The 24,196-nt window shown below is 71.7% G+C and carries 25 protein-coding genes; 9 read left to right on the forward strand and 16 right to left on the reverse strand.

Going from position 1 to position 24,196, the window contains the following annotated elements; all coding sequences use genetic code 11:
- Positions 1–279: 279 nt before the first annotated feature.
- From AC5677_RS09345 to AC5677_RS09355, 3 genes are all read right to left on the reverse strand, one after another.
- Positions 280–492 carry a hypothetical protein gene (locus AC5677_RS09345; protein ID WP_497194551.1) on the reverse strand — a complete coding sequence of 71 codons (213 nt, stop codon included), beginning with the start codon at positions 490–492 and terminating at the stop codon, positions 280–282.
- A gap of 214 nt (positions 493–706) precedes the next feature.
- A complete protein-coding gene (locus tag AC5677_RS09350) occupies positions 707–823 on the reverse strand; it encodes an SGM_5486 family transporter-associated protein (RefSeq protein ID WP_497194552.1) in 117 nt (38 codons plus the stop codon).
- A gap of 16 nt (positions 824–839) precedes the next feature.
- Positions 840–2,147: a CynX/NimT family MFS transporter gene (locus tag AC5677_RS09355; RefSeq protein ID WP_497194553.1), complete on the reverse strand. Its 1,308-nt coding sequence runs from the start codon at positions 2,145–2,147 to the stop codon at positions 840–842.
- Between the two features lie 154 nt (positions 2,148–2,301).
- Here AC5677_RS09355 and AC5677_RS09360 point away from each other — a divergent pair, with 154 nt between their 5' ends.
- Positions 2,302–2,985, forward strand: coding sequence for a FadR/GntR family transcriptional regulator (locus AC5677_RS09360; RefSeq protein ID WP_497194554.1), 684 nt, complete (start codon positions 2,302–2,304; stop codon positions 2,983–2,985).
- Positions 2,986–3,340: 355 nt separating this feature from the next.
- On the opposite strand, the gene AC5677_RS09365 is transcribed toward AC5677_RS09360, so the two are convergent.
- The 3 genes from AC5677_RS09365 to fabG form a co-directional block, all read right to left on the reverse strand.
- On the reverse strand, positions 3,341–3,691 hold the full coding sequence (locus tag AC5677_RS09365) for a hypothetical protein (protein WP_497194555.1): 351 nt from the start codon (positions 3,689–3,691) through the stop codon (positions 3,341–3,343).
- Between the two features lie 164 nt (positions 3,692–3,855).
- Positions 3,856–4,626 (reverse strand): enoyl-ACP reductase FabI, encoded by a 771-nt coding sequence (fabI, locus tag AC5677_RS09370; protein WP_497194556.1) that lies wholly within the window; start codon positions 4,624–4,626, stop codon positions 3,856–3,858.
- A 5-nt stretch (positions 4,627–4,631) separates the two neighbouring features.
- Positions 4,632–5,336: a 3-oxoacyl-[acyl-carrier-protein] reductase gene (gene fabG, locus AC5677_RS09375; protein ID WP_403515703.1), complete on the reverse strand. Its 705-nt coding sequence runs from the start codon at positions 5,334–5,336 to the stop codon at positions 4,632–4,634.
- Positions 5,337–5,498: 162 nt separating this feature from the next.
- Between fabG and AC5677_RS09380 the strand changes: the two genes are divergently transcribed.
- From AC5677_RS09380 to tyrS, 3 genes are all read left to right on the forward strand, one after another.
- Positions 5,499–7,031 (forward strand): TldD/PmbA family protein, encoded by a 1,533-nt coding sequence (locus AC5677_RS09380; RefSeq protein ID WP_497194557.1) that lies wholly within the window; start codon positions 5,499–5,501, stop codon positions 7,029–7,031.
- An 82-nt stretch (positions 7,032–7,113) separates the two neighbouring features.
- Positions 7,114–8,568 (forward strand): metallopeptidase TldD-related protein, encoded by a 1,455-nt coding sequence (locus AC5677_RS09385; RefSeq protein WP_497194558.1) that lies wholly within the window; start codon positions 7,114–7,116, stop codon positions 8,566–8,568.
- Between the two features lie 129 nt (positions 8,569–8,697).
- Positions 8,698–10,101 carry a tyrosine--tRNA ligase gene (tyrS, locus tag AC5677_RS09390; RefSeq protein ID WP_497194559.1) on the forward strand — a complete coding sequence of 468 codons (1,404 nt, stop codon included), beginning with the start codon at positions 8,698–8,700 and terminating at the stop codon, positions 10,099–10,101.
- A gap of 82 nt (positions 10,102–10,183) precedes the next feature.
- Here the strand turns inward: tyrS and AC5677_RS09395 are convergent, their stop codons facing one another.
- On the reverse strand, positions 10,184–10,462 hold the full coding sequence (locus AC5677_RS09395) for a GlsB/YeaQ/YmgE family stress response membrane protein (protein WP_497194560.1): 279 nt from the start codon (positions 10,460–10,462) through the stop codon (positions 10,184–10,186).
- Positions 10,463–10,694: 232 nt separating this feature from the next.
- On the opposite strand from AC5677_RS09395, the gene AC5677_RS09400 reads away from it, so the two are divergent.
- Both AC5677_RS09400 and AC5677_RS09405 read left to right on the forward strand, forming a co-directional pair.
- Positions 10,695–11,084, forward strand: a complete 390-nt coding sequence (locus AC5677_RS09400; RefSeq protein ID WP_497194561.1) for a DUF3099 domain-containing protein — start codon at positions 10,695–10,697, stop codon at positions 11,082–11,084.
- Between the two features lie 197 nt (positions 11,085–11,281).
- Positions 11,282–11,551, forward strand: coding sequence for a hypothetical protein (locus AC5677_RS09405; RefSeq protein ID WP_497194562.1), 270 nt, complete (start codon positions 11,282–11,284; stop codon positions 11,549–11,551).
- A gap of 12 nt (positions 11,552–11,563) precedes the next feature.
- On the opposite strand, the gene moaA is transcribed toward AC5677_RS09405, so the two are convergent.
- The 3 genes from moaA to AC5677_RS09420 form a co-directional block, all read right to left on the reverse strand.
- Entirely contained in the window at positions 11,564–12,553 is a 990-nt protein-coding gene (gene moaA / locus AC5677_RS09410; RefSeq protein ID WP_497194563.1) for a GTP 3',8-cyclase MoaA, read from the reverse strand.
- Positions 12,554–12,741: 188 nt separating this feature from the next.
- The gene (locus tag AC5677_RS09415; RefSeq protein WP_497194564.1) at positions 12,742–14,379 is read right to left on the reverse strand and encodes a monocarboxylic acid transporter; all 1,638 of its coding nucleotides are present in this window, start codon (positions 14,377–14,379) and stop codon (positions 12,742–12,744) included.
- Positions 14,376–14,774, reverse strand: coding sequence for a DUF485 domain-containing protein (locus tag AC5677_RS09420; RefSeq protein ID WP_497194565.1), 399 nt, complete (start codon positions 14,772–14,774; stop codon positions 14,376–14,378). Before AC5677_RS09420 ends, AC5677_RS09415 begins: the two co-directional genes overlap by 4 nt.
- 205 nt (positions 14,775–14,979) lie before the next feature.
- Between AC5677_RS09420 and AC5677_RS09425 the strand changes: the two genes are divergently transcribed.
- Together AC5677_RS09425 and AC5677_RS09430 are read left to right on the forward strand one after the other, a co-directional pair.
- Positions 14,980–15,177: a hypothetical protein gene (locus tag AC5677_RS09425; protein ID WP_497194566.1), complete on the forward strand. Its 198-nt coding sequence runs from the start codon at positions 14,980–14,982 to the stop codon at positions 15,175–15,177.
- 196 nt (positions 15,178–15,373) lie between these two features.
- A complete protein-coding gene (locus AC5677_RS09430; RefSeq protein WP_497194567.1) occupies positions 15,374–16,891 on the forward strand; it encodes a S8 family serine peptidase in 1,518 nt (505 codons plus the stop codon).
- On the opposite strand, the gene AC5677_RS09435 is transcribed toward AC5677_RS09430, so the two are convergent.
- The 6 genes from AC5677_RS09435 to AC5677_RS09460 form a co-directional block, all read right to left on the reverse strand.
- Positions 16,888–17,604 (reverse strand): lysoplasmalogenase, encoded by a 717-nt coding sequence (locus tag AC5677_RS09435; RefSeq protein WP_497194568.1) that lies wholly within the window; start codon positions 17,602–17,604, stop codon positions 16,888–16,890. The two genes, AC5677_RS09430 and AC5677_RS09435, sit on opposite strands and share 4 nt — an antisense overlap.
- Positions 17,601–18,497: a sterol desaturase family protein gene (locus AC5677_RS09440; RefSeq protein WP_497194569.1), complete on the reverse strand. Its 897-nt coding sequence runs from the start codon at positions 18,495–18,497 to the stop codon at positions 17,601–17,603. The genes AC5677_RS09435 and AC5677_RS09440 overlap by 4 nt, the downstream gene beginning before the upstream one ends.
- A gap of 191 nt (positions 18,498–18,688) precedes the next feature.
- The gene (locus tag AC5677_RS09445; RefSeq protein WP_497196555.1) at positions 18,689–19,963 is read right to left on the reverse strand and encodes an amidohydrolase family protein; all 1,275 of its coding nucleotides are present in this window, start codon (positions 19,961–19,963) and stop codon (positions 18,689–18,691) included.
- A gap of 41 nt (positions 19,964–20,004) precedes the next feature.
- A complete protein-coding gene (locus AC5677_RS09450; RefSeq protein ID WP_497194570.1) occupies positions 20,005–21,306 on the reverse strand; it encodes an amidohydrolase family protein in 1,302 nt (433 codons plus the stop codon).
- Between the two features lie 10 nt (positions 21,307–21,316).
- On the reverse strand, positions 21,317–22,201 hold the full coding sequence (locus AC5677_RS09455) for an SDR family NAD(P)-dependent oxidoreductase (RefSeq protein WP_497194571.1): 885 nt from the start codon (positions 22,199–22,201) through the stop codon (positions 21,317–21,319).
- Positions 22,201–22,998 (reverse strand): acetoacetate decarboxylase family protein, encoded by a 798-nt coding sequence (locus AC5677_RS09460; protein ID WP_497194572.1) that lies wholly within the window; start codon positions 22,996–22,998, stop codon positions 22,201–22,203. Before AC5677_RS09460 ends, AC5677_RS09455 begins: the two co-directional genes overlap by 1 nt.
- A gap of 127 nt (positions 22,999–23,125) precedes the next feature.
- Here AC5677_RS09460 and AC5677_RS09465 point away from each other — a divergent pair, with 127 nt between their 5' ends.
- The gene (locus AC5677_RS09465; RefSeq protein ID WP_497194573.1) at positions 23,126–23,800 is read left to right on the forward strand and encodes a TetR/AcrR family transcriptional regulator; all 675 of its coding nucleotides are present in this window, start codon (positions 23,126–23,128) and stop codon (positions 23,798–23,800) included.
- The last annotated feature ends 396 nt before the right edge of the window (positions 23,801–24,196 follow it).

Here is a 24,196-nt window from a genome sequence, read left to right on the forward strand (position 1 = left end):
TACGCGGGGCGGATACGCAGGACGGGACACGCAGGACGGGGCACGCGGGACGGGATACCCGGGGCGCGCACCGTCCGCCGCGCCCCGGCGCACTCGGGCGGTGTGGTGTCCCGGGCTCGGTTGCGCTCCGCCACATGGCGTCCCGGCGCGAGGGCCGCTCGCCGTGTGCCGGGGCCGCCACGACGCGCGGCCGGCATGCACCCGCGAGGGCACCAGCGGTGCGCCGCCCCCTGTCCCGTCGCGGCCGGACCCCTCCCCCACGCCCCCTGCCTGCCCCCGTCAGACCCCCGCCCCGACCAGCCGGGCGAGGAAGTCCAGCAGCGACGCCAGGCCGCTCGGGGAGGCCTCGGCGGCATGCGCGGCGGACGGGGCCGATATCAGCGCCAGCAGGGCGACGAAGGAGATCACCGGCAGGCCCAGCGCCCACCACGGCAGTCGTCTGCGCAGGCCGGTGGCCTTGGGAACGGACGGCCTGCACGACGCGGCGGACATGGCGATCGCCTCCGTGGCGAATCGAAGGACTGCGCGGCCGCGAGCTGCGGCGCGCCCACCGCGGCGGGCGGTGTACTTCGAAGCTACGGATCTTCGGCGCCCGTTCCTATCGGGGAAGCCCCCCATTTACCCCTGACCCGACCCCCTAGGGGACGAGGGGATCGCCCCACCCGCACCACGCCTGCCGGGTCGCGTCAGGGTGCGTCAGGATGCGTCAGGGCGCCGCGATACTCGCGATGATCGCGATGAGGACGGTCACGCCGAGCATGGCGCCCAGCACGAGGAGCAGCTTCTTCTGGCCACCCTGCGGGTTCGGTTCGAGCACTGGCATGCGCCCAGTGTCGCACTCACGCCTCGTCCTCGATGCGGCGGTCCCGGCCTGCCAGCACGCCCACCAGCATCTGCGGCACCAGCAGCCCGGCCATCAGCGCGATCGGCAGGCCCCAGCCGCCGCTGTGCTGGTAGAGCGTGCCGACGAGCAGCGGCCCGGGGATGGAGATCAGATAGCCGACGGACTGCGCGAAGGCCGACAGCTTGGCCACGCCCGCCGCGGTGGACGAGCGCATCCCGATCATGGTCAGGGCCAGCGGGAAGGAACAGTTGGAGATGCCCATGAGCAGCGCCCAGGCCCAGGCCCCGGCGGCCGGTGCCAGCCAGAGCCCGGCGTAGCCGGCCAGGCCGCAGACGGCGAGGCCCACCGCGAGCGGACCCTGGTGCGGCATCCGGGAGGCCAGCCGCGGCAGCACGAACGAGAGTGGGACGCCCATCGCCATCGTGACGGCGAGCAGCACGCCCGCGGTGCTCGGCGAGACCCCGGCGTCGCGGAAGATCTGCGGCATCCAGCCCATGGTGATGTAGGCGGCGGTGGCCTGGAGGCCGAAGAAGACGGCGAGCGCCCAGGCGGTGGGTGACGAGGTGATCCGTACGGGGGGTTCCGGGGTGGACGCCGCAACGTCCGCGGACGGTCCCGCGGAGCCGGAACGACGGCGGACGACCGCGAGCCAGGGCAGTACGGCGACGGCCGCGAGGACCGCCCACACCGACAGCCCGCTCCGCCAACTGCCGCCCAGCGCCGAGGTCATGGGAACGGTGAGCGCCGCGGCCAGCGAGGTGCCCAGGGCCAGCGCCATGGAGTACAGCCCGGTCATCGGGCCGACCCGGTCGGGGAACCAGCGCTTGATGACGACCGGCATCAGGACGTTGCCGACCGCGATGCCGGCCAGCGCCAGCGCGCTGGCGGCGAGAAAGCCCGCGGTGCCTCCGGTGAACGGCCGCAGCGCGACGCCCGTGGCTATCGCGGCCATACCGCCGCAGACCACGGCGCCGGGGCCGAAACGGCGGGCCAGCCGGGGTGCCGCGATGCCGAAGACGGCGAAACACAGCGACGGTACGGAGGTCAGCAGCCCGGCGACGGTGCCGCTCATACCGAGGCCGTCGCGGACCTCCTCCAGGAGCGCGCCCAGGCTGGTGATCGCGGGGCGGAGGTTGAGTGCGGCGAGGACGATTCCGGCGATCACGACCGCAGACAGCCAGCGCGGGTCTGCGCCGCCGGGCCGGGCTGCGCCCGAGGTGTCATCGCTTCTGTTGAGGGGGCGCGGGGTCGTGGAGGGCGCGGTCGCCGCCGGGCCGAGGGTCGCGAGGTCTTCGTCTGCCATGGACGTCATCATAGAATCATGGGATGAATGATTGTCCACTCGCGAGGGCCGCGGTTACGGATAGCCTCTGCCGTCGCACACGACGCCACGGACCGCACGGACCGGCCGGCGTCCGCGCCGCCGCCCGTCCGCCCCACCCCTCCGGAGCACCGTCATGCCACTGAGCTCGCCCCGCCGGTCCGCCCTGGCCGACCAGGTGATCGCGCAGCTGCGCGCCCAGATCACATCCGGCGAGTGGCCGGTGGGCTCCCGCATCCCGACCGAGCCGGAGCTCGTCGAGGAGCTCGGAGTGGCCCGTAACACCGTCCGCGAGGCCGTACGGGCGCTGGCGCACAACGGGCTGCTCGACATCCGGCAGGGCTCGGGCACCTATGTGATCGCCACCAGCGAGCTGGCCGGGGTGATGAACCGCCGCTTCGCGGACGCCGACCCCCGCCATGTCGCCGAGCTGCGCAGCGCGCTGGAGGCGGAGGCCGCCCGGCTGGCCGCGCAGCGCCGTACGGAACAGGATCTGCGGCAGCTCGACGCGCTGCTGGAGCGACGCGAGGCGGCCTGGGAGTCCGGGGCGGCCGAGGCGTTCGTGGAGGCGGACGCGACCTTGCACATGGCGGTGGTGGCGGCCTCGCACAACGAGGTGCTCGCCGAGCTCTACGCCGACCTCGGGGGCGTGCTGCGCCACTTCCTGCGGGCCGATGTGGGCGAGGTGCTGCGGCCGGAGGCGCATATGGACCATGCGCGCCTGGTGGAGGCGATCCGTGCGGGCGACGGCGACCGCGCCGCCGCCGAGGCCAGCACACACTCCTTCGGCTGCCGGTTCCCCGCCCTGGGACGCGCCTGAGTCAGGCGGTCGGGTGCCGGGGGGCCGCGGGTCCCCTAAGGCGCGGTCGAACGCATCCCGTAGGGGGTACGAGCGCCCCCTGCGGGGCCACAACGCGGCGGTCCCGGGACCGTATTCCCGGAGCGCACGGCGGGATGGGGACGGAGCGCACGGCGGGATGAGGACCGGCGCTCACAGCACAATCGGGACCTGAGGGCACGGCACGATGGGGACCTGAGGGCAGGGCCTGATGGGGACCACGGCGCACGACGCGACGAGGGCCGGAGCGCACGACGCGAGGGGACCGGTGCGCACGGCGTGACCGACAAGCCCCAGACCCTCCGCCCCGTCCACCCCCTCCGCCCCGTCCGCCCCCTCACTCCCCCGGTTCCTGGCTGACCCAGAGGTCCTGGATCTCCTGCCAGCAGCGCCCGGCGACGGTGATCTGCCGGGCGGGACCGACCGGCACGGCGCGGGTGTCCACGTCCGGGTCGTACCAGCGCTTGCACTCGATGTGCAGCCGTACCCGGCTGAGGCTGCCGTTGGGGTTGAAGCAGCGGGCGGTGCCGGTGCTGCCCACGACGGTGGTACGGCACTGGGCCCGTGGCACCTCCCGGGGATCGTCACCGGGGGCGGGCGGCATCGCCCGCGCGGCCGATGCGGTGACGCCCAGGAGGGCGGTCAGGGCGGCCGTCAGAGCGGCCGTACGGCGGCGGGATGCGGGCATGCCGAAACCTCCCCACGATGCGCCGGGAACGATGGGCCGGGAAGGCGCCGGGCGAGCCCCGGCGCCTTCTCCAGTGTGTGGCGCGGCCCGCCGCTTCTCGACTCGAAAACGCGTTCTGCCCGCCCCGGCGGACCGGGACGGGCAGTGGAGATGCGCTGCGGGCGTCAGGCGCCCATCATGTGCACGCCGCCGTCGACGTGCACGATCTCACCGGTCGTGCGCGGGAAGAAGTCGGACAGCAGGCCGACGACACCGCGGCCGGCCGGCTCCGGGTCGGCCAGGTCCCAGCCGATCGGGGCGCGGTGGTTCCACACGTCCGCCAGCTCCTCGAAGCCGGGGATGGACTTGGCGGCCATCGACTTGATCGGGCCGGCCGAGACCAGGTTGCAGCGGATGCCCTTGGGGCCCAGGTCGCGCGCCAGGTAGCGGTTGGTGCCCTCCAGGGCCGCCTTGGCCACGCCCATCCAGTCGTACTTCGGCCAGGCGATCTGCGCGTCGAAGGTGAGGCCGACGATCGAGGCGCCGGGGCTCATCAGCGGCAGCAGGGCCATGGTCAGCGACTTGTAGGAGTACGCCGAAACCTGCACCGCCGTCGAGACGTCCTCCCAGCTCGCCTCCAGGAAGTTGAAGGCGCCCTGGGGGCCGAAGGCGATGGAGTGGACGATGCCGTCGATGCGGGCGTCCTCGCCCTGGTGCTCGCGGACCTTGTCGGCGAGGGAGTCCAGGTGCTCCTGGTTGGTGACGTCCAGCTCGATGACCGGCGCCGGCTTCGGCAGCCGCTTGGCGATCCGCTCGACGAGCGAGAGCCGGCCGAAGCCGGTGAGGATGACCTCGGCGCCCTCGTTCTGGGCGACCTTGGCCGCCTGGAACGCGATCGACGACTCGGTCAGCACGCCTGTGACCAGGATGCGCTTACCTGCAAGGATTCCACTCATGCTGATCAGTGACCCATGCCCAATCCGCCGTCGACGGGAATGACGGCTCCAGTGATGTACGCGGCCTCGTCGGAGGCCAGGAAGCGGACCGAGGCGGCGATCTCCTCGGGCTGCGCATAGCGCCCGAGCGGCACCTGCTTCATGATGTTGTCCCGCTGGTCGTCGGTCAGCGCGCGGGTCATGTCGGTGTCGACGAAACCGGGCGCCACGACGTTGACGGTGATGTTCCGGCTGCCCAGCTCCCGGGCGAGCGAGCGGGCGAAGCCCACCAGACCGGCCTTCGACGCGGCGTAGTTCGACTGCCCCGGGCCGCCCATCAGGCCCACCACGGAGGAGATCAGCACCACGCGGCCCTTGCGGGCCCGCAGCATCGCGCGGTTGGCGCGCTTGACCACCCGGAAGGTGCCGGTGAGGTTGGTCTCGAGGACCGAGGTGAAGTCCTCCTCGGACATCCGCATCAGCAGCTGATCGCGGGTGACGCCGGCGTTGGCCACCAGCACCTCGACCGCGCCCTGCTTCTCCTCGATCTCCTTGTACGCCTGCTCGACCTGCTCGCTGTCCGTGATGTCGCACTTCACGGCCAAAAATCCCGCGGGAGGCTCGCCCGAGCGGTAGGTGATGGCGACCTTGTCGCCTGCCTCGGCGAAGGCACGGGCAATGGCGAGGCCAATGCCGCGGTTGCCTCCGGTGACCAGAACCGAGCGGCTCAAAAGATCACCCTTTCCGTTTCCTGATCCGTCCTGAGTTCGCTACGAAACTATCGGTCACAGGGGCAATCCGGGGAATCGAGCCTGTACAGGGCCCCGCGCCGGTCACTGTCGGGTCCCCACAGAAGCAGGGCATGATGCAGGCGCCAACTACGGGAGGATGACGTGCCTGCTGTACCCCACACCCTTGATGAGACCTTCCTCGCCCTGCCGCTGCACGCGCTGGCCGACGCCGCGCTGGCACGGGCCCGCGCACTGGGCGCCGAACACGCCGACTTCCGCCTGGAACGGATCCGCAGCGCGGCCTGCCGGCTGCGGGACGCCCGTACGGCCGCGACCTCGGACACCACCGACCTCGGTTACGCGGTGCGGGTGGTGCACGGCGGCGCCTGGGGGTTCGCCTCCGGGGTCGATCTGACGATGGACGCGGCGGCGCGGGTGGCGTCGCAGGCGGTGGCGATGGCGAAGCTGTCCGCCAAGGTGATCGAGGCCGCCGGAGCCGAGGAGAAGGTCGAGCTGGCGGCCGAGCCCGCACACCCCGACCGCACCTGGATCTCCTCGTACGAGATCAACCCTTTTGACGTACCGGACGCCGACCGGACGGGCCTGCTCGCCGAGTGGAGCTCCCGGCTGCTGGCCGCGCCCGGCGTGGCGCATGCGGACGCCTCGCTGCTGGCCGTCCAGGAGAACAAGTTCTACGCGGACACCTCGGGCACCAGCACGACCCAGCAGCGGGTGCGGCTGCATCCGCAGCTGACGGCGGTCGCGGTGGACGAGACGAGCGGCGAGTTCGACTCGATGCGCACCCTCGCGCCGCCGGTCGGCCGCGGCTGGGAGTACCTCACCGGCGGCGGCTACGACTGGGACGGCGAGCTGGCGCAGATCCCCGAGCACCTCGCGCAGAAGATGCGCGCGCCGAGCGTCGAGCCGGGTGCGTACGACCTGGTGGTGGACCCGTCGAACCTCTGGCTGACCATCCATGAGTCGATCGGCCACGCCACCGAGCTGGACCGGGCGCTGGGGTACGAGGCGGCCTACGCGGGCACCTCGTTCGCCACCTTCGACCAGCTGGGGAAGCTGGCATACGGCTCCCCGATCATGAATGTGACGGGCGACCGGACCGTCGAGCACGGCCTGGCGACGATCGGCTACGACGACGAGGGGGTGGCCGCGCAGTCCTGGGACCTGATCAAGGACGGGACCCTGGTCGGCTATCAACTCGACCGCAGAATCGCGAAGTTGACGGGATTCCCGCGCTCCAACGGCTGCGCCTTCGCGGATTCGCCGGGCCATGTGCCGGTGCAGCGGATGGCCAATGTCTCGCTGCAGCCGGCGCCGGACGGGCCGTCCACGGAGGATCTGATCGCGGGCGTGGAGCGCGGCATCTACGTCGTCGGCGACCGCTCCTGGTCGATCGATATGCAGCGCTACAACTTCCAGTTCACCGGGCAGCGTTTCTTCCGGATCGAGAACGGCCGGCTGGCCGGGCAGCTGCGCGATGTCGCCTATCAGGCGACCACCACCGACTTCTGGGGCTCGATGCGGGCGGTCGGCGGTCCCGGGACCTACGTCCTGGGCGGCGCCTTCAACTGCGGCAAGGCGCAGCCGGGACAGATCGCGGCGGTGTCGCACGGTTGCCCGTCGGCACTGTTCGAGGGCGTGAACATCCTCAACACCACGCAGGAGGCGGGTCGATGAGCGCGCACCACGGAATCGGCCGGGGGGCCGGGGGTCGCTCCCCGGGCAAGCACGGTCTCAACACCACGCAGGAGGCGGGTCGATGAGTCCCCGTACGAACCGTACGAACGGCAGGAACCGCACGGGCCGCGGCAACGCACCGCACGAGATCGTCGAGCGGGCCCTGGAGCTCTCCCGTGCGGACGGGTGTGTGGTGATCGCCGATGAGGAGTCCAGCGCCAATCTGCGCTGGGCGGGCAATGCGCTGACCACCAACGGCGTCACCCGGGGCCGGACGCTGACCGTCGTCGCGACGGTGGACGGCGGGCAGGGCACCGCCTCCGGTGTGGTGTCGCGGTCGGCGGTCACCGCGGACGAGCTGGAGCCGCTGGTGCGAGCCGCGGAGGCGGCCGCCCGGGAGGCGGGGCCGGCCGAGGACGCGCAGCCGCTGGTGGCCGGCCGGAAGGCGTCGGCGCACTTCACGGACGCGCCCGACGAGACCTCCTCGGAGGTCTTCGCGCAGTTCGCGCCGGCTCTCGGTGAGGCCTTTCAGCAGGCCCGTGCCGGCGGCCGGGAGCTGTACGGCTTCGCGCACCACGGCGTCGTCTCGTCGTATCTGGGCACCTCGGCCGGGCTGCGGCTGCGGCACGACCAGCCCACGGGGACGCTGGAGCTCAACGCCAAGTCCCCGGACCGCACCCGGTCGGCCTGGGCGGGGCGGGCCACCCGCGACTTCGCCGACGTCGACCCGCGGGAGATGGATGCGGAGCTGGCCCGGCGGCTGGGCTGGGCCGAGCGGCGGATCGAGCTGCCCGCCGGGCGCTACGAGACGCTGCTGCCGCCGACCGCCGTGGCCGACCTGCTGGTCTACCAGCTGTGGTCGTCCTCGGCCCGGGATGCCGCGGAGGGCCGTACGGTGTTCTCCAGGGCGGGCGAGGGCGCGGGGGCATCGCGTACCCGGGTGGGCGAGCGGCTCTCCTCCCTGCCGCTGACGCTGCGCAGCGATCCGGCGGCGGAGGGGCTGGAGTGCGCGCCGTTCGTCCTGGCGCATGCCTCCGGCGACGATGCGTCGGTCTTCGACAACGGGCTGCCGCTGACCGCCACGGACTGGGTGCGCGACGGCGTGCTGAACCGGCTGCTGACCACCCGGCACAGCGCCGGGCTGACCGGCCTGCCGGTGGCGCCGGGGATCGACAATCTGCTGCTGGAGGCGGGGGGTTCGCGTTCCCTGGAGGAGATGGTGGCGGCGAGCGGGCACGACGGGCCGACGCTGCTGCTGACCTGCCTGTGGTACATCCGCGAGGTCGATCCGGCGACGCTGCTGCTGACCGGGCTGACGCGGGACGGCGTGTATCTGGTCGAGCAGGGCGAGGTGGTCGGGGAGGTCAACAACTTCCGCTTCAACGAGTCGCCGGTGGATCTGCTGTCGCGGGCGGTGGAGGCGGGCCGCACGGAGCGGACCCTGCCGCGCGAGTGGGGCGACTACTTCACCAGGGCCGCGATGCCCGCGCTGCGGATCCCGGACTTCCATATGAGTTCGGTGAGCCCGGGGGTGTGAGCCCGGGGGCATGAGCCCGGCGGCGCGGCCGGGGAGGTGGGGGCCGGTGCACGGACACCGAATAGACTGGCCTCTTGCCTCCCCCCTTGGGGAACCACCCTTGGGGAACCACGATCGATCAGGAACGCCATGACACGCCTCGGCGAATCCGTCGCCCGCGCCAGCACGCTGCTCTCCGCCGACCTCTCCTCGGACGCCACGGTCCAGGAGCTGCTCCAGGAGACGGGCGCCCGGCGCTATCTCGACCTGACGGACCTGTCCGCCAAGGAGCAGGCAGAGCTGATCGCGGCCCGTACGGTCGAGGTCCTGCCGGGCGTGGACAAGCTGGCCGAGCGGATCGAGGAGCGCCGGGCGGCCGGCCGGGGCCTGCACATCAAGCTGGGCATCGACCCGACGGCGACCGATGTGCACCTGGGGCATGCCGTCCCGCTGATCATCCTGAGCCGGTTCCAGCGGCTGGGTCACGACGTCACGCTGATCATCGGCGACTTCACCGCCAAGATCGGTGACCCGTCGGGCCGTACGGCCGAGCGTCCGCCGCTGACCGACGAGGACATCGCGCACAACCTCGCCACCTACCGCGAACAGGTGCGCCCCTTCTTCGACTTCGAGAAGGTCAGCTTCCGGCAGAACAGCGAGTGGCTGGCGCCGTACACCTTCCCCGAGCTGCTCGGGCTGCTCGCCCATGTGCCGGCCTCGCAGCTGCTGCAGCGCGAGGACTTCCGCAACCGCCTGGCGGCCGGCTCCGGGCTGACCATGACGGAGCTGCTGTACCCCATCGCGCAGGGCCTGGACTCGGTGGCGCTGAACTGCGATGTGGAGCTGGGCGGCTCGGACCAGCTGCTCAATCTCCAGATGGCCCGGAAGCTGATGGAGCTGCGCGGGCAGACGCCGCAGCTGGTCGTCACCATGCCGCTGATCGAGGGCACGGACGGCACGGGCGCCAAGATGTCCAAGTCCAAGGGGAATTACGTCGGTCTGAGCGCGCCCGCCGATGATGTCTTCGGCAAGATCATGTCGGTGCCGGACCGGCTGATGGAGCCGTACCTCAAGGCCTGGACGGAGTGGACGGACGACGAGATCGCGCTCGTTCTGGGGCGGATCGGCGACCGTTCGCTGCACCCGATGGACCTCAAGAAGATCCTCGCGGGTGAGGTCGTGGCGGCGCTGTACGGGCTGGAGGCCGCGATGGCGGCGCGGGCCGGGTTCATCGCGCAGTTCTCCAAGAAGTCCTTCGCCGATGTGGAGTCGCTGCCGGTCGTCGATGTCGCCGAGCACGGCGCGGAGACGGTCGCGGCGGTGCTGACGAAGGTCCTGGAGTTCACGCCGAGCGCCTCGGCGGCGCGTCGGCTGGCCAAGCAGAACGCGCTGCGGCTGGTCGTGGAGGGCGAGGGCGGCCAGGAGACCGTGGTGCTCGCCGAGGCGGAGTCGGTGCGGCCGCTGGCCGAGGTGCTGGCGGAGAAGCTGGCCGGTGCGCCGGGCACCGCGTACCTCAAGGCCGGGCGCAAGCTCGCGCAGCTCGCGGGCCGCTGAGTCACCGAGCGGTATACGGAAACGGCGGCGGGCCGGTGCGCGAGTGTCGCGCACCGGCCCGCCGGTTTTCGTCCACCGCCGCTCAGCCGGGCTGTCTCTTGTGGCCGCGGAGGGAGGCCCAGAGCCGGTCGCCCACGGCGACGATGATCACCGCGCCGACCAGCTGCAGCAGGTGGCGGGTCCAGTCGATGCCCTTGGTCTCGTTGACGCCGAGACCGGTGGCCGCCCAGTTGCCCAGGACGCTGCCCAGCATGCCGAAGATCACGGTCAGCCAGAGGGGAATCTGCTGTTTGCCCGGGATGATGGCCTTCGCGATCAGGCCCAGGATCAGACCGAGGATGATGGCCCACAACCAACTCATGTCGCCTCCTCATCCGGCGCGGAGCAGGCTGCCGCGCAGGTAACCGTGCCCCGCCAGTGTCGCTCCGCATTTCCTACGCCGCACGCCGGAGCCGCGGCTACGCCAGGTGTGGTGGCGGACCCCGGCGTCTGGAGCACGACCCGGTCTCGAAGGCGGCCCAGTCGCGGCGTACCGTGGAATCTGCCCGGAAAGCGGGGAGAATCCGGCACAACTGAGCAGGTGGTGGAACGTGATGCGGAAGCAGAGCAGCGCCCAGACCTTCCGGATCACGGGAGCACGGCAGGGGCTGTCCGAGGACGTGAAGGGACGGCAGCGCCGCTATGTGATCTCGATGGCGATCCGGACCGTGGCGGTCGTGCTCGCCACGGTGCTGTGGAGCATCGAACGGCCGGTTGCCATTGCGATGCTGGTGCTGGGGATAGGCCTTCCCTATGTCGCGGTGGTGATCGCCAACGCGGGGCGGGAGAACGCCCCTTCGCTCCCCTCGACCTTTGTCGCCCCGCCCGCCCGGCCCATGCTGGGCCCCGGCCGTCAGGCCTCCGACGGACAGGACGGGTCGGCGGAATCCGTTCCGGAGTCGCCGGAGGCGAACGCTCCGGGAGCCGGGCAGGGGCAGAATTGAGCGCACGCGTCTGCAAAGCTCAAGAAAAGCTCAGATCAATCATGCAGATCCAGTGCACCGGGCACCATTCCCCGTGACATACTGCGTACGCGCTCCGCATCCCCCGTCGGAGCGACGGACCGACGCCGGGCGGCTCCCCCCGTGGCTGCCCGGCGTCGCCATGTCCGCCTCATGGGGCGGGACGTAGGGTTGAGGCCGTGAACTCCCCGAATCCCCCGAATTTCCTGACCGGCCCCGGCTCCGGCTCCGATGCGGGCGCCGCCATTTGCTCCGCGAAGGGCTGCCGTGCGGCCGCGGTGTGGGTGCTGGCCTGGAACAACCCGAAGCTGCACACCCCGGACCGGCGCAAGACGTGGCTGGCGTGCGAGGAACACCGTGAGCATCTGTCGCAGTTCCTCGGCGTGCGCGGCTTCTTGAAGGACGTGGTGACGCTGGAGGAGTGGGAGGCGTCGGCCGCCGAGGGCTGAGACCGGCGGCGGTCAGCCGCCGATGGCGGACATCGGGCGATCGGGCTGCAGGAAGGACGGGTCGTCCAGACCGGAGCCCGCCTTCTTGCCCCACATCGCCAGCTTCCAGATCCGGGCGATCTCGGCGTCGGGGGCGTCCGAGCGCAGGGCGGCCCGCAGGTCCGTCTCCTCGGTGGCGAACAGGCAGGTACGGATCTGGCCGTCGGCCGTCAGGCGCGTACGGTCGCAGGCGCGGCAGAACGGGCGGGTGACGGAGGCGATGACGCCGACGCGGTGCGGTCCGCCGTCGACGACCCAGCGCTCGGCGGGTGCGGCGCCCCGCTTCTCCTCGCCCTCGGGGGTCAGCTCGAAGCGGGTGCGCAGCGAGGCGAGGATGTCACCGGCGGTGATCATGCCGTCGCGCTTCCAGCCGTGCTGGGCGTCCAGCGGCATCTGCTCGATGAAGCGGAGCTCGTAGTCGTTCTCGATCGCCCAGGCGAGCAGATCGGGGGCCTCGTCGTCGTTGAGGCCGGGCATCAGGACGGTGTTGACCTTGACCGGGGTCAGGCCGGCCGCGCGGGCCGCGTCCAGGCCGCGCAGGACGTCGTCGTGCCGCTTGCGGCGGGTCAGGGTCTGAAAGACGTCGGGCCGCAGGGTGTCGAGGGAGACGTTGACGCGGTCGAGGCCGGCGTCGCGCAGGGCGCCGGCGGTGCGCTGGAGGCCGATGCCGTTGGTGGTCAGGGACATCTGCGGGCGCGGGGTCAGCTGTGCGACGCGCTCGACGATGCCGACCAGGCCGGGGCGGAGCAGCGGCTCACCGCCGGTGAAGCGGACCTCTTCGATGCCGAGGTCGGTGACCGCGATGCGTATCAGCCGGACGATCTCGTCGTCGGTGAGCAGATCCGGCTTGGCGAGCCATTGCAGCCCCTCTTCGGGCATGCAGTACGTGCACCGCAGATTACAGCGGTCGGTCAGCGAAACGCGCAGGTCGGTGGCCACGCGGCCGTAAGTGTCGATGAGCACAGGGCCCCCTCCCCGACGGTGGTTGATCGGTTGCCTTCGGCGATGGATCAGTACGTCTTCGAGACTACGCGATGGCGGCGTCGCCGAGCAGGGCTGAGAAGCACGAGGTGGGCGGGGTGGCGTCGTAGATCTCTACGACGCCACCCCGCCCACTCCCTGTACGGACGACTCAGGCGGGGGTCAGGCGGTCAGTGGGCGCCGGTTCCGGTCAGCGAACGGACCTCCAGTTCGGCGTACTTCTTGACGTCCGGTTCCTCCTTGGACAGGAGGGAGCCGAGCCAGCCGAGCAGGAAGCCCAGCGGGATGGAGATCAGGCCGGGGTTCTCCAGGGGGAAGAAGCCGAAGTCCGCGCCGGGGAACATCGACGTCTCCTTGCCGGAGACGACCGGGGAGAAGAGGACCAGCAGGACGGACGAGGCGAGGCCGCCGTAGATGGACCACAGGGCGCCCTGGGTGGTGAAGCGCTTCCAGAAGAGGCTGTAGAGGAGGGTGGGGAGGTTGGCGGAGGCGGCGACCGCGAAGGCGAGCGCCACCAGGCCGGCGACGTTCAGGCCCCGGGCGAAGACGCCGAGCACGATGGCAACGGCGCCGATGCCGACGGTCGCCCAGCGGGCCGCGCCGACCTCTTCCTTCTCGGTGGCTTGGCCCTTGCGGATCACATTGACGTAGATGTCGTGGGCGAAGGACGAGGACGAGGCGAGGGTGAGGCCGGCGACCACGGCGAGGATGGTCGCGAAGGCCACCGCGGAGATGACGGCGAGCAGCACCGCGCCCCCGGTGGATCCGGCGCCGCCGCCGATCACCTCGGCGAGCTGCGGGGCGGCGGTGTTGCCCGCCTTGTTGGCGGCGGTGATCGCGTCCGGCTTGATCAGGGCCGCGGCGCCGAAGCCGAGCGCGATGGTCATCAGGTAGAAGACGCCGATGATGCCGATCGCCCAGTTCACCGACTTCCGGGCGGCCTTGGCGGTGGGGACGGTGTAGAAGCGGATGAGGATGTGCGGCAGGCCCGCGGTGCCCAGGACGAGGGCGATGCCCAGCGAGATGAAGTCGATCTTCGAGGTGGCGGTGGCGCCGTACTTGAGGCCCGGCTCCAGGAACGCCGAGCCCTTTCCGCTGTTCTGCGCGGCGGCGCCGAGCAGTTCGGAGATGTTGAAGTGGAACTTGAGCGCCACCAGGAAGGTGATCAGCAGGGTGCCGGCGATCAGCATCACGGCCTTGACCATCTGGACCCAGGTGGTGCCCTTCATCCCGCCGATGGTGACGTACAGGATCATCACGATGCCGACGAGGACGACGACCAGGATCTTGCCCGCCTCGGTGGTGATGCCGAGGAGCAGGGTGACCAGGGCGCCCGCGCCCGCCATCTGGGCGAGCAGATAGAAGATCGAGACGACGATGGTGGAGGTGCCCGCGGCGGTGCGGACCGGGCGCTGGCGCATCCGGTAGGCGAGGACGTCGCCCATGGTGAACCGGCCCGAGTTGCGCAGCGGTTCGGCGACCAGGAGGAGGGCGACGAGCCAGGCGACGAGGAAGCCGATGGAGTAGAGGAAGCCGTCGTACCCGAAGAGGGCGATGGCGCCGGCGATGCCGAGGAAGGATGCGGCGGACATGTAGTCGCCGGAGATGGCCAGGCCGTTCTGGAAGCCGCTGAACTGGCGGCCGCCGGCGTAGAAGTCCTCCGCGCCCTTGGTCTGCCGGCCGGCCCAGACGGTGATGCCGAGGGTGGCGGCGACGAAGAGCGCGAAGAGGGTGATGATCAGGGCGCGGTGCTCGCCCGCGCCGCCTGCCGCGAGCTGGAGCGCGAGCGGCTGCTGAGGGTGCATCATGCGGGGTCCTCCAGGCGGGGCGTGTCCTTGCTGAGGGAGGTGCCCTTGCCGAGGGACGTGTCCTCGAGGCGGGCCCTGATGGCCTCGGCCTTGGGGTCGAGCTCGGCGGCGGCGTGGCGGGAGTACCACCAGGCGATCAGGAAGGTCGTCGCGAACTGGGCGATGCCGAGGACGAAGGCGACGTTGAGGTGCCCGAGGACCTTGGTGGCCATGAAGTCGCCGGCGTAGCTGGAGAGCAGCACATACGCCAGGTACCAGAGGATGAAGGCGACGGTGAGGGGGAAGGTGAAGGAGCGGTGGGAGCGGCGCAGTGCGGCGAATTCCGCGCTCGCCTGCGCCTGTCGGTAGTCGGGTGGTTCCTGCATCCCCGGGTCGATGGCCGGTGTGGCGCTCACGGAATCTCCTGTCGTACGGGGGGGCTGAAGTGGCCGAAGTGCCGCCACTGAGTCCGACGATAAGGCCCAGATAAGTGACGTGGATCACGCATCGTAGGGCCGTGGCAGGCGATGCGACAGGGGGCGGTTGGTTGATATCGCAAGGAAAATCGCGGGAATGCCTCCCCGGCCGCCACCGCCGTGCGGGCGCTTCGTTGAGCCGGGTGTGACTCCGCCGCCCGCGCAGGCCCCGCAGCCCTCCGGTCCCCGTCGGCATCCCTACGGCAGCATCCGGCTGCCCGCCCCTCCCCCACCCGCCACCGCGGCGGTACGACGGCGCTCCCCGGTGCAACCGCGCCGCTGGTACGGCCCGCGGGTCGCGCTGCCCCCGCTGAGCATCGGCTCCCTGCGGCGCGGCATCTGACGCCCGCTCACCGCGGCGCGCGCCCGGCCGTCCGGGCCTCGATATAGCGTGACGCGATGTCAATTCGTCATCACTGACGGGTTTTTTACCGGTTCCATTGATGAGCGCCGGTGATCGCCGATAGCTTCACGTCACATTGCATCCGCCCGTGCGCAAACCCGCGTACGGGCGGTCTCACGGATGATGTGGAGTACCCATGGCTCATCCCCGATCCAGACGCGCGCGGGTCCTGGCCCTGCCGCTCGGACTGGCTCTGACGGCGTCCCTCGGCTTCCTCCCGAACGCGGCCACCGCCGCACCCCAGGACTCCGCCCCCGCCGCCGCGGCCACGGCGAGCGGCCCGCTGCTGTCGTACGTCGTGAACGCCACGCCGGACCACGCCACGGTCGGCAAGGTGAAGAAGGCGATAGCCAAGGCCGGTGGAAAGGTGATCGTCGCCCATGAGCAGATAGGCGTGATCGTCGTCCACTCGGCCAACCCGAAGTTCGCGGAAACCCTGCGCGCGGTGCCGGGCGTGCAGTCGGCGGGAGCCTCGCGTACCGCCCCGCTCAAGGCGTCCGGCACCACCGACGTCGGCAAGCCGCAGAAGCTCGACCGGCTGCCGAAGTCGCAGCTCAAGGCGGCGGCCGCGGCGGCGAAGGCGAACGGCGAGGAGCCGCTCGAACCGCTCCAGTGGGATCTGCCCGCCATCAAGGCCGACCAGGCCGCGAAGGTGAACCCCGGCAGCCGGAACGTCACCGTCGGCATCATCGACACCGGTGTGGACGACACCCACCCGGACCTGAAGGCCAACTTCTCCGCGAAGCAGTCCGCCAACTGCGTGGGCGGCGTGGCCGATACGTCCAAGGGCGCCTGGCGCCCCTGGGACCCGGACGAGGACTACCACGGCACCCATGTCGCGGGCACGATCGCCGCGGCCCGCAACGGCGTGGGCGTGGCGGGCGTCGCACCGGGCGTGAAGATCTCCGCCATCAAGGTCAGCGAGCCCAAGACGGCCCTCTTCTACGCCGAGAGCGTGGTGTGCGCCTTCGTCTTCGCGGCCGACCACGGCGTCGAGGTCACCAACAACAGCTATTACGTCGACCCGTGGATGTTCAACTGCAAGGATGACGCCGATCAGGCCGCGATCATTGACGCGGTCGGCCGGGCCGCGAAGTACGCCCAGGGCAAGGGCGTGCTCAATGTCGCGGCGGCCGGCAACTCCAACATGGACCTGGCGGCCGAGAAGCTCACCGACACCGGCAGCCCCAACGACTCGACCCCGGTCGAGCGCACCGTCAGCCCCAAGACCTGCTGGGACGTACCCACCCAGCTGCCGGGCACGGTGACCGTCTCGGCGACCGGCGTGCACAAGGCCAAGTCCTACTACTCCAACTACGGCCTGGGCCAGATCGATGTGGCGGCCCCGGGCGGCGACTCGAAGCAGGTGCCCGAGCTGCCCGCCAAGAACGGCAACATCCTCTCCACCATGCCGGGCGGCGACTGGGCCTATCTGGCGGGCACGTCCATGGCGACCCCGCACGTCGCGGGCGTGGCGGCGCTGCTGAAGAGCACGCACCCCAAGTCCAGCCCGCAGGAGATCCAGTGGCTGCTCAAGGAGCAGGCGGACAACCCCGGCTGCCCCACGGGTGACGCCACCTGCACCGGCACCCAGCACGTCAACGGCCACTACGGCTACGGCATCGTCAACGCGCTCAAAGCGGTGAAGAGCTAGGCGCTCGCCGTCTCCGGGGGCCGGGTGGTGCGCCGCCCGGCCCCTTGCGGGTCCCCCGGGCCCGCGGCGGCCCGCAGCACGCCTTCCGCCAGGGCGACCTGCGCCGCCGCATAGGTGAACATGATCCAGAACTGCGGGGTCGGGAGCTGCGGCCAGTGGGCGATACCGCTCGCGATGAGGGTGTCGGAGAGCAGGAAGAGCAGCCCGCCGGCCGCGGCCCAGGGACCCGCCCGCAGCGCGCCGAAGGCCATCGCGGTGAGCAGCAGGCTGTAGCCGGCGACCGGGATGCGCAGGTCCGCCGGGAGGTCCGGCCACAGCAGCGCGACGGTGGCGGCCAGGACCACGGCGTAGGCGCCGCCGAAGGCCCCCGTACGGGCGCGGCCGCCCGGCGGGGCGCCGTGCCGGGCGCACAGCAGCAGATAGCAGACGTGCCCGGCGGCGAAGGACGCCATCCCGATCAGGAAGACGCTGCCGCCGCCGTCCCCGCCGATCTGGAGGAAGGTGTCGCCGCCGCAGCCGAACAGCAGCGCACCGGCGAGCAGCGGAGGACCCCCGCGGGCCAGCACGGCCGCGGCGAGCACCGGCATCAGGGCGGGCTTGGTGAGCTGCTCGGCGGTGGTGGCGCCCGCCGCGAGCGCCACGAGGTGTACGGCGGCGAGCACCGCGAAGGCGCCCAGCAACGGCCGTACGGCCCGCGGCCGACGAGCCGTCACGCGGCGGTCTCCTCGACGGAGGCGGCGGCGGTGCGCGCCGGCGTGCGGGGCTCCCCGGCGGCGTCGGCCGGCTGCCACCCGGGGCCGCGGAAGATGCGCCCCGCGCGCTCGCGCCAGCTGTCGGCCGCCCGTACGTCGCGTGCGATGGCGGCGTACTCATGGGTGGCCACCCGCAGCGGGTTGTAGGTCTCGATGTTCTTGGTGAGGCCGTAGACGGGCCGCTCGGTCTCGGCGACGAACGAGCCGAACATCCGGTCCCAGATGATCAGGATCCCGCCGAAGTTGCGGTCCAGATAGCCGCCCTGGGAGGCGTGGTGAACCCGGTGGTGCGAGGGCGTGTTGAGCACGAACTCGAAGGGCCGGGGCAGCTTGTCGACGCGCTCGGTGTGCACCCAGAACTGGTAGACGAGGTTGGCCCCGGAGGTGAAGGCGATCGCGGCCGGGTGCACGCCGAGGGCGATCATCGGGACGTAGAACGGCCAGACGGTCCAGGTCGTCCAGGGCTGGCGCAGCGCGGTGGTGAGGTTGAACTTCTTGCTGGAGTGGTGCACCACATGGCAGGCCCACAGGACGCGGATGACGTGGTGGCCGCGGTGCGACCAGTAGTAGAAGAAGTCCTGGGCGAGCAGCATCAGCAGCAGCGTCCACCAGAGCACGGGCACGCGCAGCGGGGTGAGTTCGTAGACCGCCGCGTAGATCGCCACGATCGGGATCTTCCACAGCGCGTCGAACACCAGGCTGCCCAGCCCCATGCCGACGCTGGTGACGGCGTCCTTGGCCTCATAGCCCGCCGCATCCTCGTCGGGATGCAGGCGATAGCTCACCATCTCCACGACGGTGAGCAGGACGAAGGCCGGTACGGACCACAACACGACATCGGGCAGGTGCGGCATGCCCGCACCATAAATGTGGTGACGGGGATGCCGCTAGGGGTTGTTACCGAGAAGTATGTAAGACGGGTCGTCAGCTGGCGGGCCCCGGCACGCCCGGGATTACCGTCGGTAGCCTGCCGGATCGCACGCGCACGGGCGAGGGGCGGGCCGCGGCCGGCCGCGCCGCCTCGGGCGGGCCGGCCCGGCCGCCCTCACCACACCCGCACCGACCCGCCCCGCGCGAACGCCGGGCTCGTGGCGTCCGGCGGGATCTTCTCCAGCGGCTCGGCGATCTCCGCGACCGGCGGACCGACGCGGGCGGCGATCGGGGCGAGACGGTCGAGGTCGAAGCCGTAGACGCGGGCGGCGTTGCCGGCCACCATGGCGGCGACCTCGTCCGTGGGCAGGCCCGCGTAGGCCAGCCGCAGGGCCTCGCGGGAGTAGGGCGGCGTGCCCTCGTCGTGGGGGTAGTCGCTGCCCCACATGATCTTGTCGACGCCGATGCGGTGGCGGAGCGGGACCTCGTGGGGGCGCATGAAGCTGGCGCCCACGTAGCAGTGCTCGCGCCAGATGGTTGCCGGGGTGTCGCCCATGGTGGCGGCGAGGCCGGCGCCGAATTTGGCCTCGGCGGTGGCCGCCCGGGTCGAGGCCGCCACCAGGCGGTCGTGGTAGTAGTCCAGCATGTCCAGGACGCCGGGGATCCAGCCGGAGCCCTGTTCGGTGAGGACGAGCTCGAGGCCCGGGTGGCGGCGGAAGGCGCCGCCGAAGATGAGGTGCCACAGGGCACGGTGCGAGAACCACGTGGTCTCGACCATGAAGACGGCGCGGGCGGCGGGTGCGTCGCCCAATGGCGGGGAGGCCGAGCCGCCGTGGTGGTTGACCGGGACGCCGAGTTCGGCGCAGGCCGCCCAGAGCGGGTCGTAGACCTCGGAGTGGAGTTCGGGCAGGCCGGAGCCGGGCGGGGTGCCGGGGAGCAGGATGCCGCCGGTCAGGCCCGCTTCCTTGGTGCGGCGGACCTCCCGTACGGCCTCGTCGACGTCGTTGAGGAGGATCTGGGCGACGCCCGCCCGGCGGCCGGGGGCCTCGGCGCAGAAGTCGGCGAGCCAGCGGTTGTGGGCGCGCAGACCCGCCCAGCGCAGCCGGAACTCCTCGGCGGTGGGGGCCGGGGCCATCAGGGAGGCGGAGGGGAAGAAGGGCGGGATGGTGTTGGGGAAGACGACCTCGGCGACGATGCCGTCGGCCTCCTGCTCGGCCAGCCGCCGGGCGGAGTTCCAGTTGCGGTCGGCGGTGTCGGCGAGCAGGTCCTCGTACGGATTGACATAGCTCGCGGCCCAGCCGTCGAAGGCCTCGTGGTGCCGGGACTCCAGGTACGGCTTGTAGTCGAGGAGGTCGGCACCGGCGTGGCAGTCGGCGGAGATGACGGTGTAGCGGTCCTCGGTCACGGGGTCTTCGGCGGCGCCGGCCTCGGTTCCGGTGTCTTCGGTCATGGTGCCCTCGGTCATGGTGCCCTCGGTCATGGTGCCCTCGGTCATGTTTGCGCCCCCAGTACCGGGAAGTCGTGGTCGGTCAGCCAGTGGCGGCCCACGTCGCGGGAGCGGGCCCAGGAGGACTCGACGGCCAACTGGTCGGCGGGCTGGCCCAGTTCGGCGGGAGTGGGGCCGATGCGGCGGGCCAGCGGGGCCAGTGCGGCGGTGTCGAAGCCGAAGGCCTCGGCGGCGGACAGGCCCAGCATGCGCCGGGTCTCGGCGACGGGGATGTCGTGGAAGGTCTTCTTCAGCCAGGCTCGGGTGTCGGGCCAGGTGCCCTCGGGGTGCGGGAAGTCGCTGCCCCACAGGATGTTGTCGACGCCGATCTCGTAGCGCTGGGCCAGTTCGCGGCGTTTGGTGTTGGTGGCGCAGACGAAGACCTGGCGGTCCAGGTATTCGTGCGGGGGGCGGGTGAGGGCGGCGAAGGGCGAGAGTTTCTTGCCGCCGTGGGCACCCAGGTAGAGGCGGTCCATGAACCACAGGAGGTTGGGCAGCCACCAGCAGCCGGATTCGGCGATGCCGAACTTCAGGCCGGGGTGGCGTTCGAAGACGCCGGACCACAGCATGAACCACAGGGGGCGGGCCGGCCACCAGGTGACCTCGGTGACGTAGATGCCGAGGTGGTCGCCGTACTCGTGGCGGGGTGCGGCCCCGGAGTGGGTGAGCACCGGCATCGCGCATTCGGCGGCGGCGGCCCAGACGGGGTCGTAACAGCGGTCGTGGTAGGGCGCGTTGCCGCCCCACATGGACGGGATCATCAGCGCCCCGAGACCGGACTCCTTGGCGCGGTGGATCTCCGCGACGACCTTCTCGGGGGCGGCCGTGACGGGCAGCAGGGCGACGCCGCAGTGCCGTTCGGGGTGTTCGGAGACGAAGTCGGCGAGCCAGCGGTTGTGCGCCTGGGCGCCCGCCATGCCGAGGTCGGGGTCGTGGTCGCCGGAGAGGCCCAGGCCCACGCCGAAGGGGGCGGCGGTCCCGCTGTCGACGGCGTCCGCGTCCGGGAAGACGACCTCCGCCGCCACGCCGTCGCCGTCGAGTTCCTTCAGGCGCTGCGCGGTGTCCCAGCCGCCGCGCAGGCCCTCGGCGTGGTCGGCGAACCACTGGGCGGCGAAGGCGTCGTTGCGGATGCCCAGGCGGGTGGCCTCGGCGCGGCGGGCGTCGCGCTCGCCGAGGAAGTCGTCGAAGGCACGGTGGAAGCGGGCGTCGAGGTAGGGCCGGTACTCCTCGGTGGGCAGTCCGGCATGGCAGTCGGAGGAGATGATCAGGTAGGGGGCCTCCTGGCCCCGGTCGTCGTGTTCCGTCATGGACGGCTCCCTAGTCCAGGATGAAGTTCTCGAGATACGAGGGGGCGGCGCGGTCGAGCATCGACCGCGACCTGGCGCGGATCTGGGCGTCGGTGTGCTCGCTGGGCGGCAGCATCCAGAAACGGCCGGCCCGGATGCCGTCCACGACCTGCTCGGCGACGTCCTCGACCGGGGTGAAGGCGACCTCCCGGCCGGCCTCCCGCATCGCCGCCTCCCACTGGGCCAGGCTGCGGTACGGCGTACGGCGCGGCCGGGACTTGGCGTACCGCTCGGGCCGGTTGCGGTGCGACTCCCACAGGCCGGTACGGAGCATGTGCGGGCCGGGGAAGAGCACCGAGGCGCCGATGGGGGCGTCCTCCGCCCTGAGGTGTGCGTAGAGCGATTCGGTCATGGTCACCACGGCCGACTTGGTGACGGCGTAGACGGAGGCGGTGGGCAGGGGCGCGACGCCGCCGTCCGTCGAGGCGGTGTTGACGACATGGCCGGGCTCACCCGCCGCCAGCATCCGCGGCAGAAAGCACTGCACACCGTGGAAGACGCCCCAGACGTTGACGGCGAACGCCCATTTCCAGTCGTTGGGCTCGTGTTCCCACATCCGGCCCTCGGCTCCGGAGCCCACGCCCGCGTTGTTGCACAGCACATGGACCGCGCCGAAGGCGTCGTACGCGGCGTCGGCGAGGGCGGCGACCTCCTCCCGTACGCCGACGTCCACGGTGCGCGCCAGGACCTCGGCGCCGCCCGCGATCAGCTCGTCGGCGGCGGCCCGCAGCGGCTTCTCCTCCACGTCCGCGAGGACGACCTGCAGGCCCTCCGCGGCGAAGCGGCGCGCCATGGCCAGGCCGATGCCGCCGGCCGCGCCGGTGACAACCGCGACCTGCCCCGCCCGCAGCCGCATCAGACGCTCCCCTCGGGCGGCCCGTCGAGGATCTGCTGCGGGTCGTCGTAGCGCTGGTGGATGTACGGGAGCAGGGCCTGGGCGCTGACCCGCTCGGCGACCCTGCCCGTCTGGTCGCTGGTCTTCTCGCCGAGGGTGATCTCCACGAGGGTGCGGACGGGCAGGTCCGCGACGGGGTCGTACATCGACTCGCGCAGGACCACGTCCCCGGTGATCCGCTCCAGCTTGCGGACCTTCTCGTTGCGGACGCAGTGCACCAGTACGGGGTCGAGGTCGAAGCCGGAACCGTCCACCGCGGGCAGGAACTTGAAGTAGAAGTCCGTCTTCTGCGCCGGTTCGGGGACCGGGAGCGGGGCGCTGACCGCGCCGCGGACCTCGACGAAGGCGATGCCGTGCCGGGCGAGCGCGGCGCGGACGACCGGGCCGTCGCGCTCGACGGTGACCTCACCCAGCTTCTTGGGCTCGCCGAAGACCTCGCGGCCGCCGATCAGGGCCCGCTCGTGGGTCATCGGCATGACGAGCGGATACCAGCCCTCGACGCCGTGGTGCGCGGCCGCGACCGCGACCGAGCCGGCGCCCAAGGGGTAGCCGGGCAGGTCGACGGCGGAGATGGTGACCCGGACCAGGGGGCGGCCGGTGGGCTTGAGCGGGGGCGGCAGAACCGCCGCGACCGCGTCCGGGTCGCTCTCCCAGACGGCCACCACACCGGTGGACCAGATGTCGGGGAGCTTCGAGCTCGCGGTGCGTGCGGCGGTGATCTCCGTCGCGGTGCGTGCTCCGTAGCGTATGCGTGCCATGTCGTACCGCCCTTCGTCGTCAGTGACTTGCGGGGGTCGTGCCAGGCGCCTGTAACACTGTTACACCGAGCGGGGCGAAGGGTAAAGGGCCTTGTGCGCACGGGAGTTGTGGGGGTAGGTGGAGGTCATGACACGTACCGCGCTGACCAGCGAAGAGGTTCTGACGACGGCCGCCCGGCTGGTGCGGGCGCACGGCCCCGGGGCGCTGACCATGCGCCGGCTCGCCACCGAGCTGGGCACCGCCGTCACCTCCATCTACTGGCACGTCGGCAACCGCGAATCGCTGCTGGACGCCCTGGTGGAGCGCACCGTCCGGGAGATGGGCGACATCCGGCCCGCCGGCCGCACCCCGCACGCCCGGATCGTCTCGGTGGCCCGCGCGCTGCGTACCGCGCTGCGCGAGCGGCCGCATCTGATCGCGATGGTGCACGAACGCGGCCTGACGGAGCGGATGTTCCTGCCCGCGCAGCAGGCGCTGGTCCACGAGGCACACGCCGCCGGACTGCGCGGGGAGCTCGCGGCCGAGGCGGTACGGGCCGTGCAGTTCCAGGTCGTCGGCTTCGTCCTGATCGAACGCAACCGGGAGCGGTCGCCGCAGCAGCGCCCCAGCGAGGGCGAGCTGTGGGACTCCCCCACCGCCGAACACGACCCCGCGCTGGCCCGCGCGCTGGCCGGACCGGCCGACGCCGAACGGCTCTTCCTGGTCTCGCTGGATGCGCTGGTGACGTCGCTGCTGGCGCCCGGGAATCCGCGGCGGGCGGCCCCGGGGAACGGCCGGTCGCCACGATCGCCGGCGTCGTGAAACCGCGGTCGCGGGGCGGCTCCGCGGTACGGCAACCCCGGCCGCGGGCCACGGAGCCCGCCGGGCCGCCGCCGCCGCGTGGCCGTGCGCGCCGCGCGGCTCGGGGTGAGGGCCCGTCACCTCATCGAGCGGTGTGCCGCGGACGGCCGGGTCACTCTCCGGGGCCTCGGCGTGCGGCGGGCGGGGACCGCAAGGAATCGGACAACTCACCCGAGCCGGGCGGGTCCGGCGGGGTGTGGACGTACCGGCGGACGGCGGGCACGGCCGAGTCGGGCGGGCGGCGCCTTCGCAGCCCAGGAGGCGACGGGGGCGGTCCACCGGCTGCGCCCGGGGCCGTTGACGGTATCCCCGGGCTGCGCCGGTTCGCCGCGCACGCCCGACCGGCACCCCGCAGAC

It is taken from the genome of Streptomyces sp. JLSY215, assembly GCF_059682825.1.

Excerpts from the sequence above, each read along its gene's own strand:
- AC5677_RS09365 (WP_497194555.1), bottom strand. The coding sequence starts at position 3,691 with ATGCCCGCATCCCGCCGCCGTACGGCCGCTCTGACGGCCGCCCTGACC.
- AC5677_RS09440 (WP_497194569.1), bottom strand. The coding sequence starts at position 18,497 with ATGCCGCACCTGCCCGATGTCGTGTTGTGGTCCGTACCGGCCTTCGTC.
- AC5677_RS09445 (WP_497196555.1), bottom strand. The coding sequence starts at position 19,963 with ATGACCGAAGACACCGGAACCGAGGCCGGCGCCGCCGAAGACCCCGTG.
- AC5677_RS09460 (WP_497194572.1), bottom strand. The coding sequence starts at position 22,998 with ATGGCACGCATACGCTACGGAGCACGCACCGCGACGGAGATCACCGCC.
- AC5677_RS09345 (WP_497194551.1), bottom strand. The coding sequence starts at position 492 with ATGTCCGCCGCGTCGTGCAGGCCGTCCGTTCCCAAGGCCACCGGCCTG.
- fabI (WP_497194556.1), bottom strand. The coding sequence starts at position 4,626 with ATGAGTGGAATCCTTGCAGGTAAGCGCATCCTGGTCACAGGCGTGCTG.
- AC5677_RS09450 (WP_497194570.1), bottom strand. The coding sequence starts at position 21,306 with ATGACGGAACACGACGACCGGGGCCAGGAGGCCCCCTACCTGATCATC.
- AC5677_RS09355 (WP_497194553.1), bottom strand. The coding sequence starts at position 2,147 with ATGGCAGACGAAGACCTCGCGACCCTCGGCCCGGCGGCGACCGCGCCC.
- AC5677_RS09350 (WP_497194552.1), bottom strand. The coding sequence starts at position 823 with ATGCCAGTGCTCGAACCGAACCCGCAGGGTGGCCAGAAGAAGCTGCTC.
- AC5677_RS09430 (WP_497194567.1), top strand. The coding sequence starts at position 15,374 with ATGGCTCATCCCCGATCCAGACGCGCGCGGGTCCTGGCCCTGCCGCTC.
- AC5677_RS09400 (WP_497194561.1), top strand. The coding sequence starts at position 10,695 with ATGCGGAAGCAGAGCAGCGCCCAGACCTTCCGGATCACGGGAGCACGG.
- AC5677_RS09395 (WP_497194560.1), bottom strand. The coding sequence starts at position 10,462 with ATGAGTTGGTTGTGGGCCATCATCCTCGGTCTGATCCTGGGCCTGATC.
- AC5677_RS09455 (WP_497194571.1), bottom strand. The coding sequence starts at position 22,201 with ATGCGGCTGCGGGCGGGGCAGGTCGCGGTTGTCACCGGCGCGGCCGGC.
- AC5677_RS09465 (WP_497194573.1), top strand. The coding sequence starts at position 23,126 with ATGACACGTACCGCGCTGACCAGCGAAGAGGTTCTGACGACGGCCGCC.
- tyrS (WP_497194559.1), top strand. The coding sequence starts at position 8,698 with ATGACACGCCTCGGCGAATCCGTCGCCCGCGCCAGCACGCTGCTCTCC.
- AC5677_RS09360 (WP_497194554.1), top strand. The coding sequence starts at position 2,302 with ATGCCACTGAGCTCGCCCCGCCGGTCCGCCCTGGCCGACCAGGTGATC.
- AC5677_RS09385 (WP_497194558.1), top strand. The coding sequence starts at position 7,114 with ATGAGTCCCCGTACGAACCGTACGAACGGCAGGAACCGCACGGGCCGC.
- AC5677_RS09415 (WP_497194564.1), bottom strand. The coding sequence starts at position 14,379 with ATGATGCACCCTCAGCAGCCGCTCGCGCTCCAGCTCGCGGCAGGCGGC.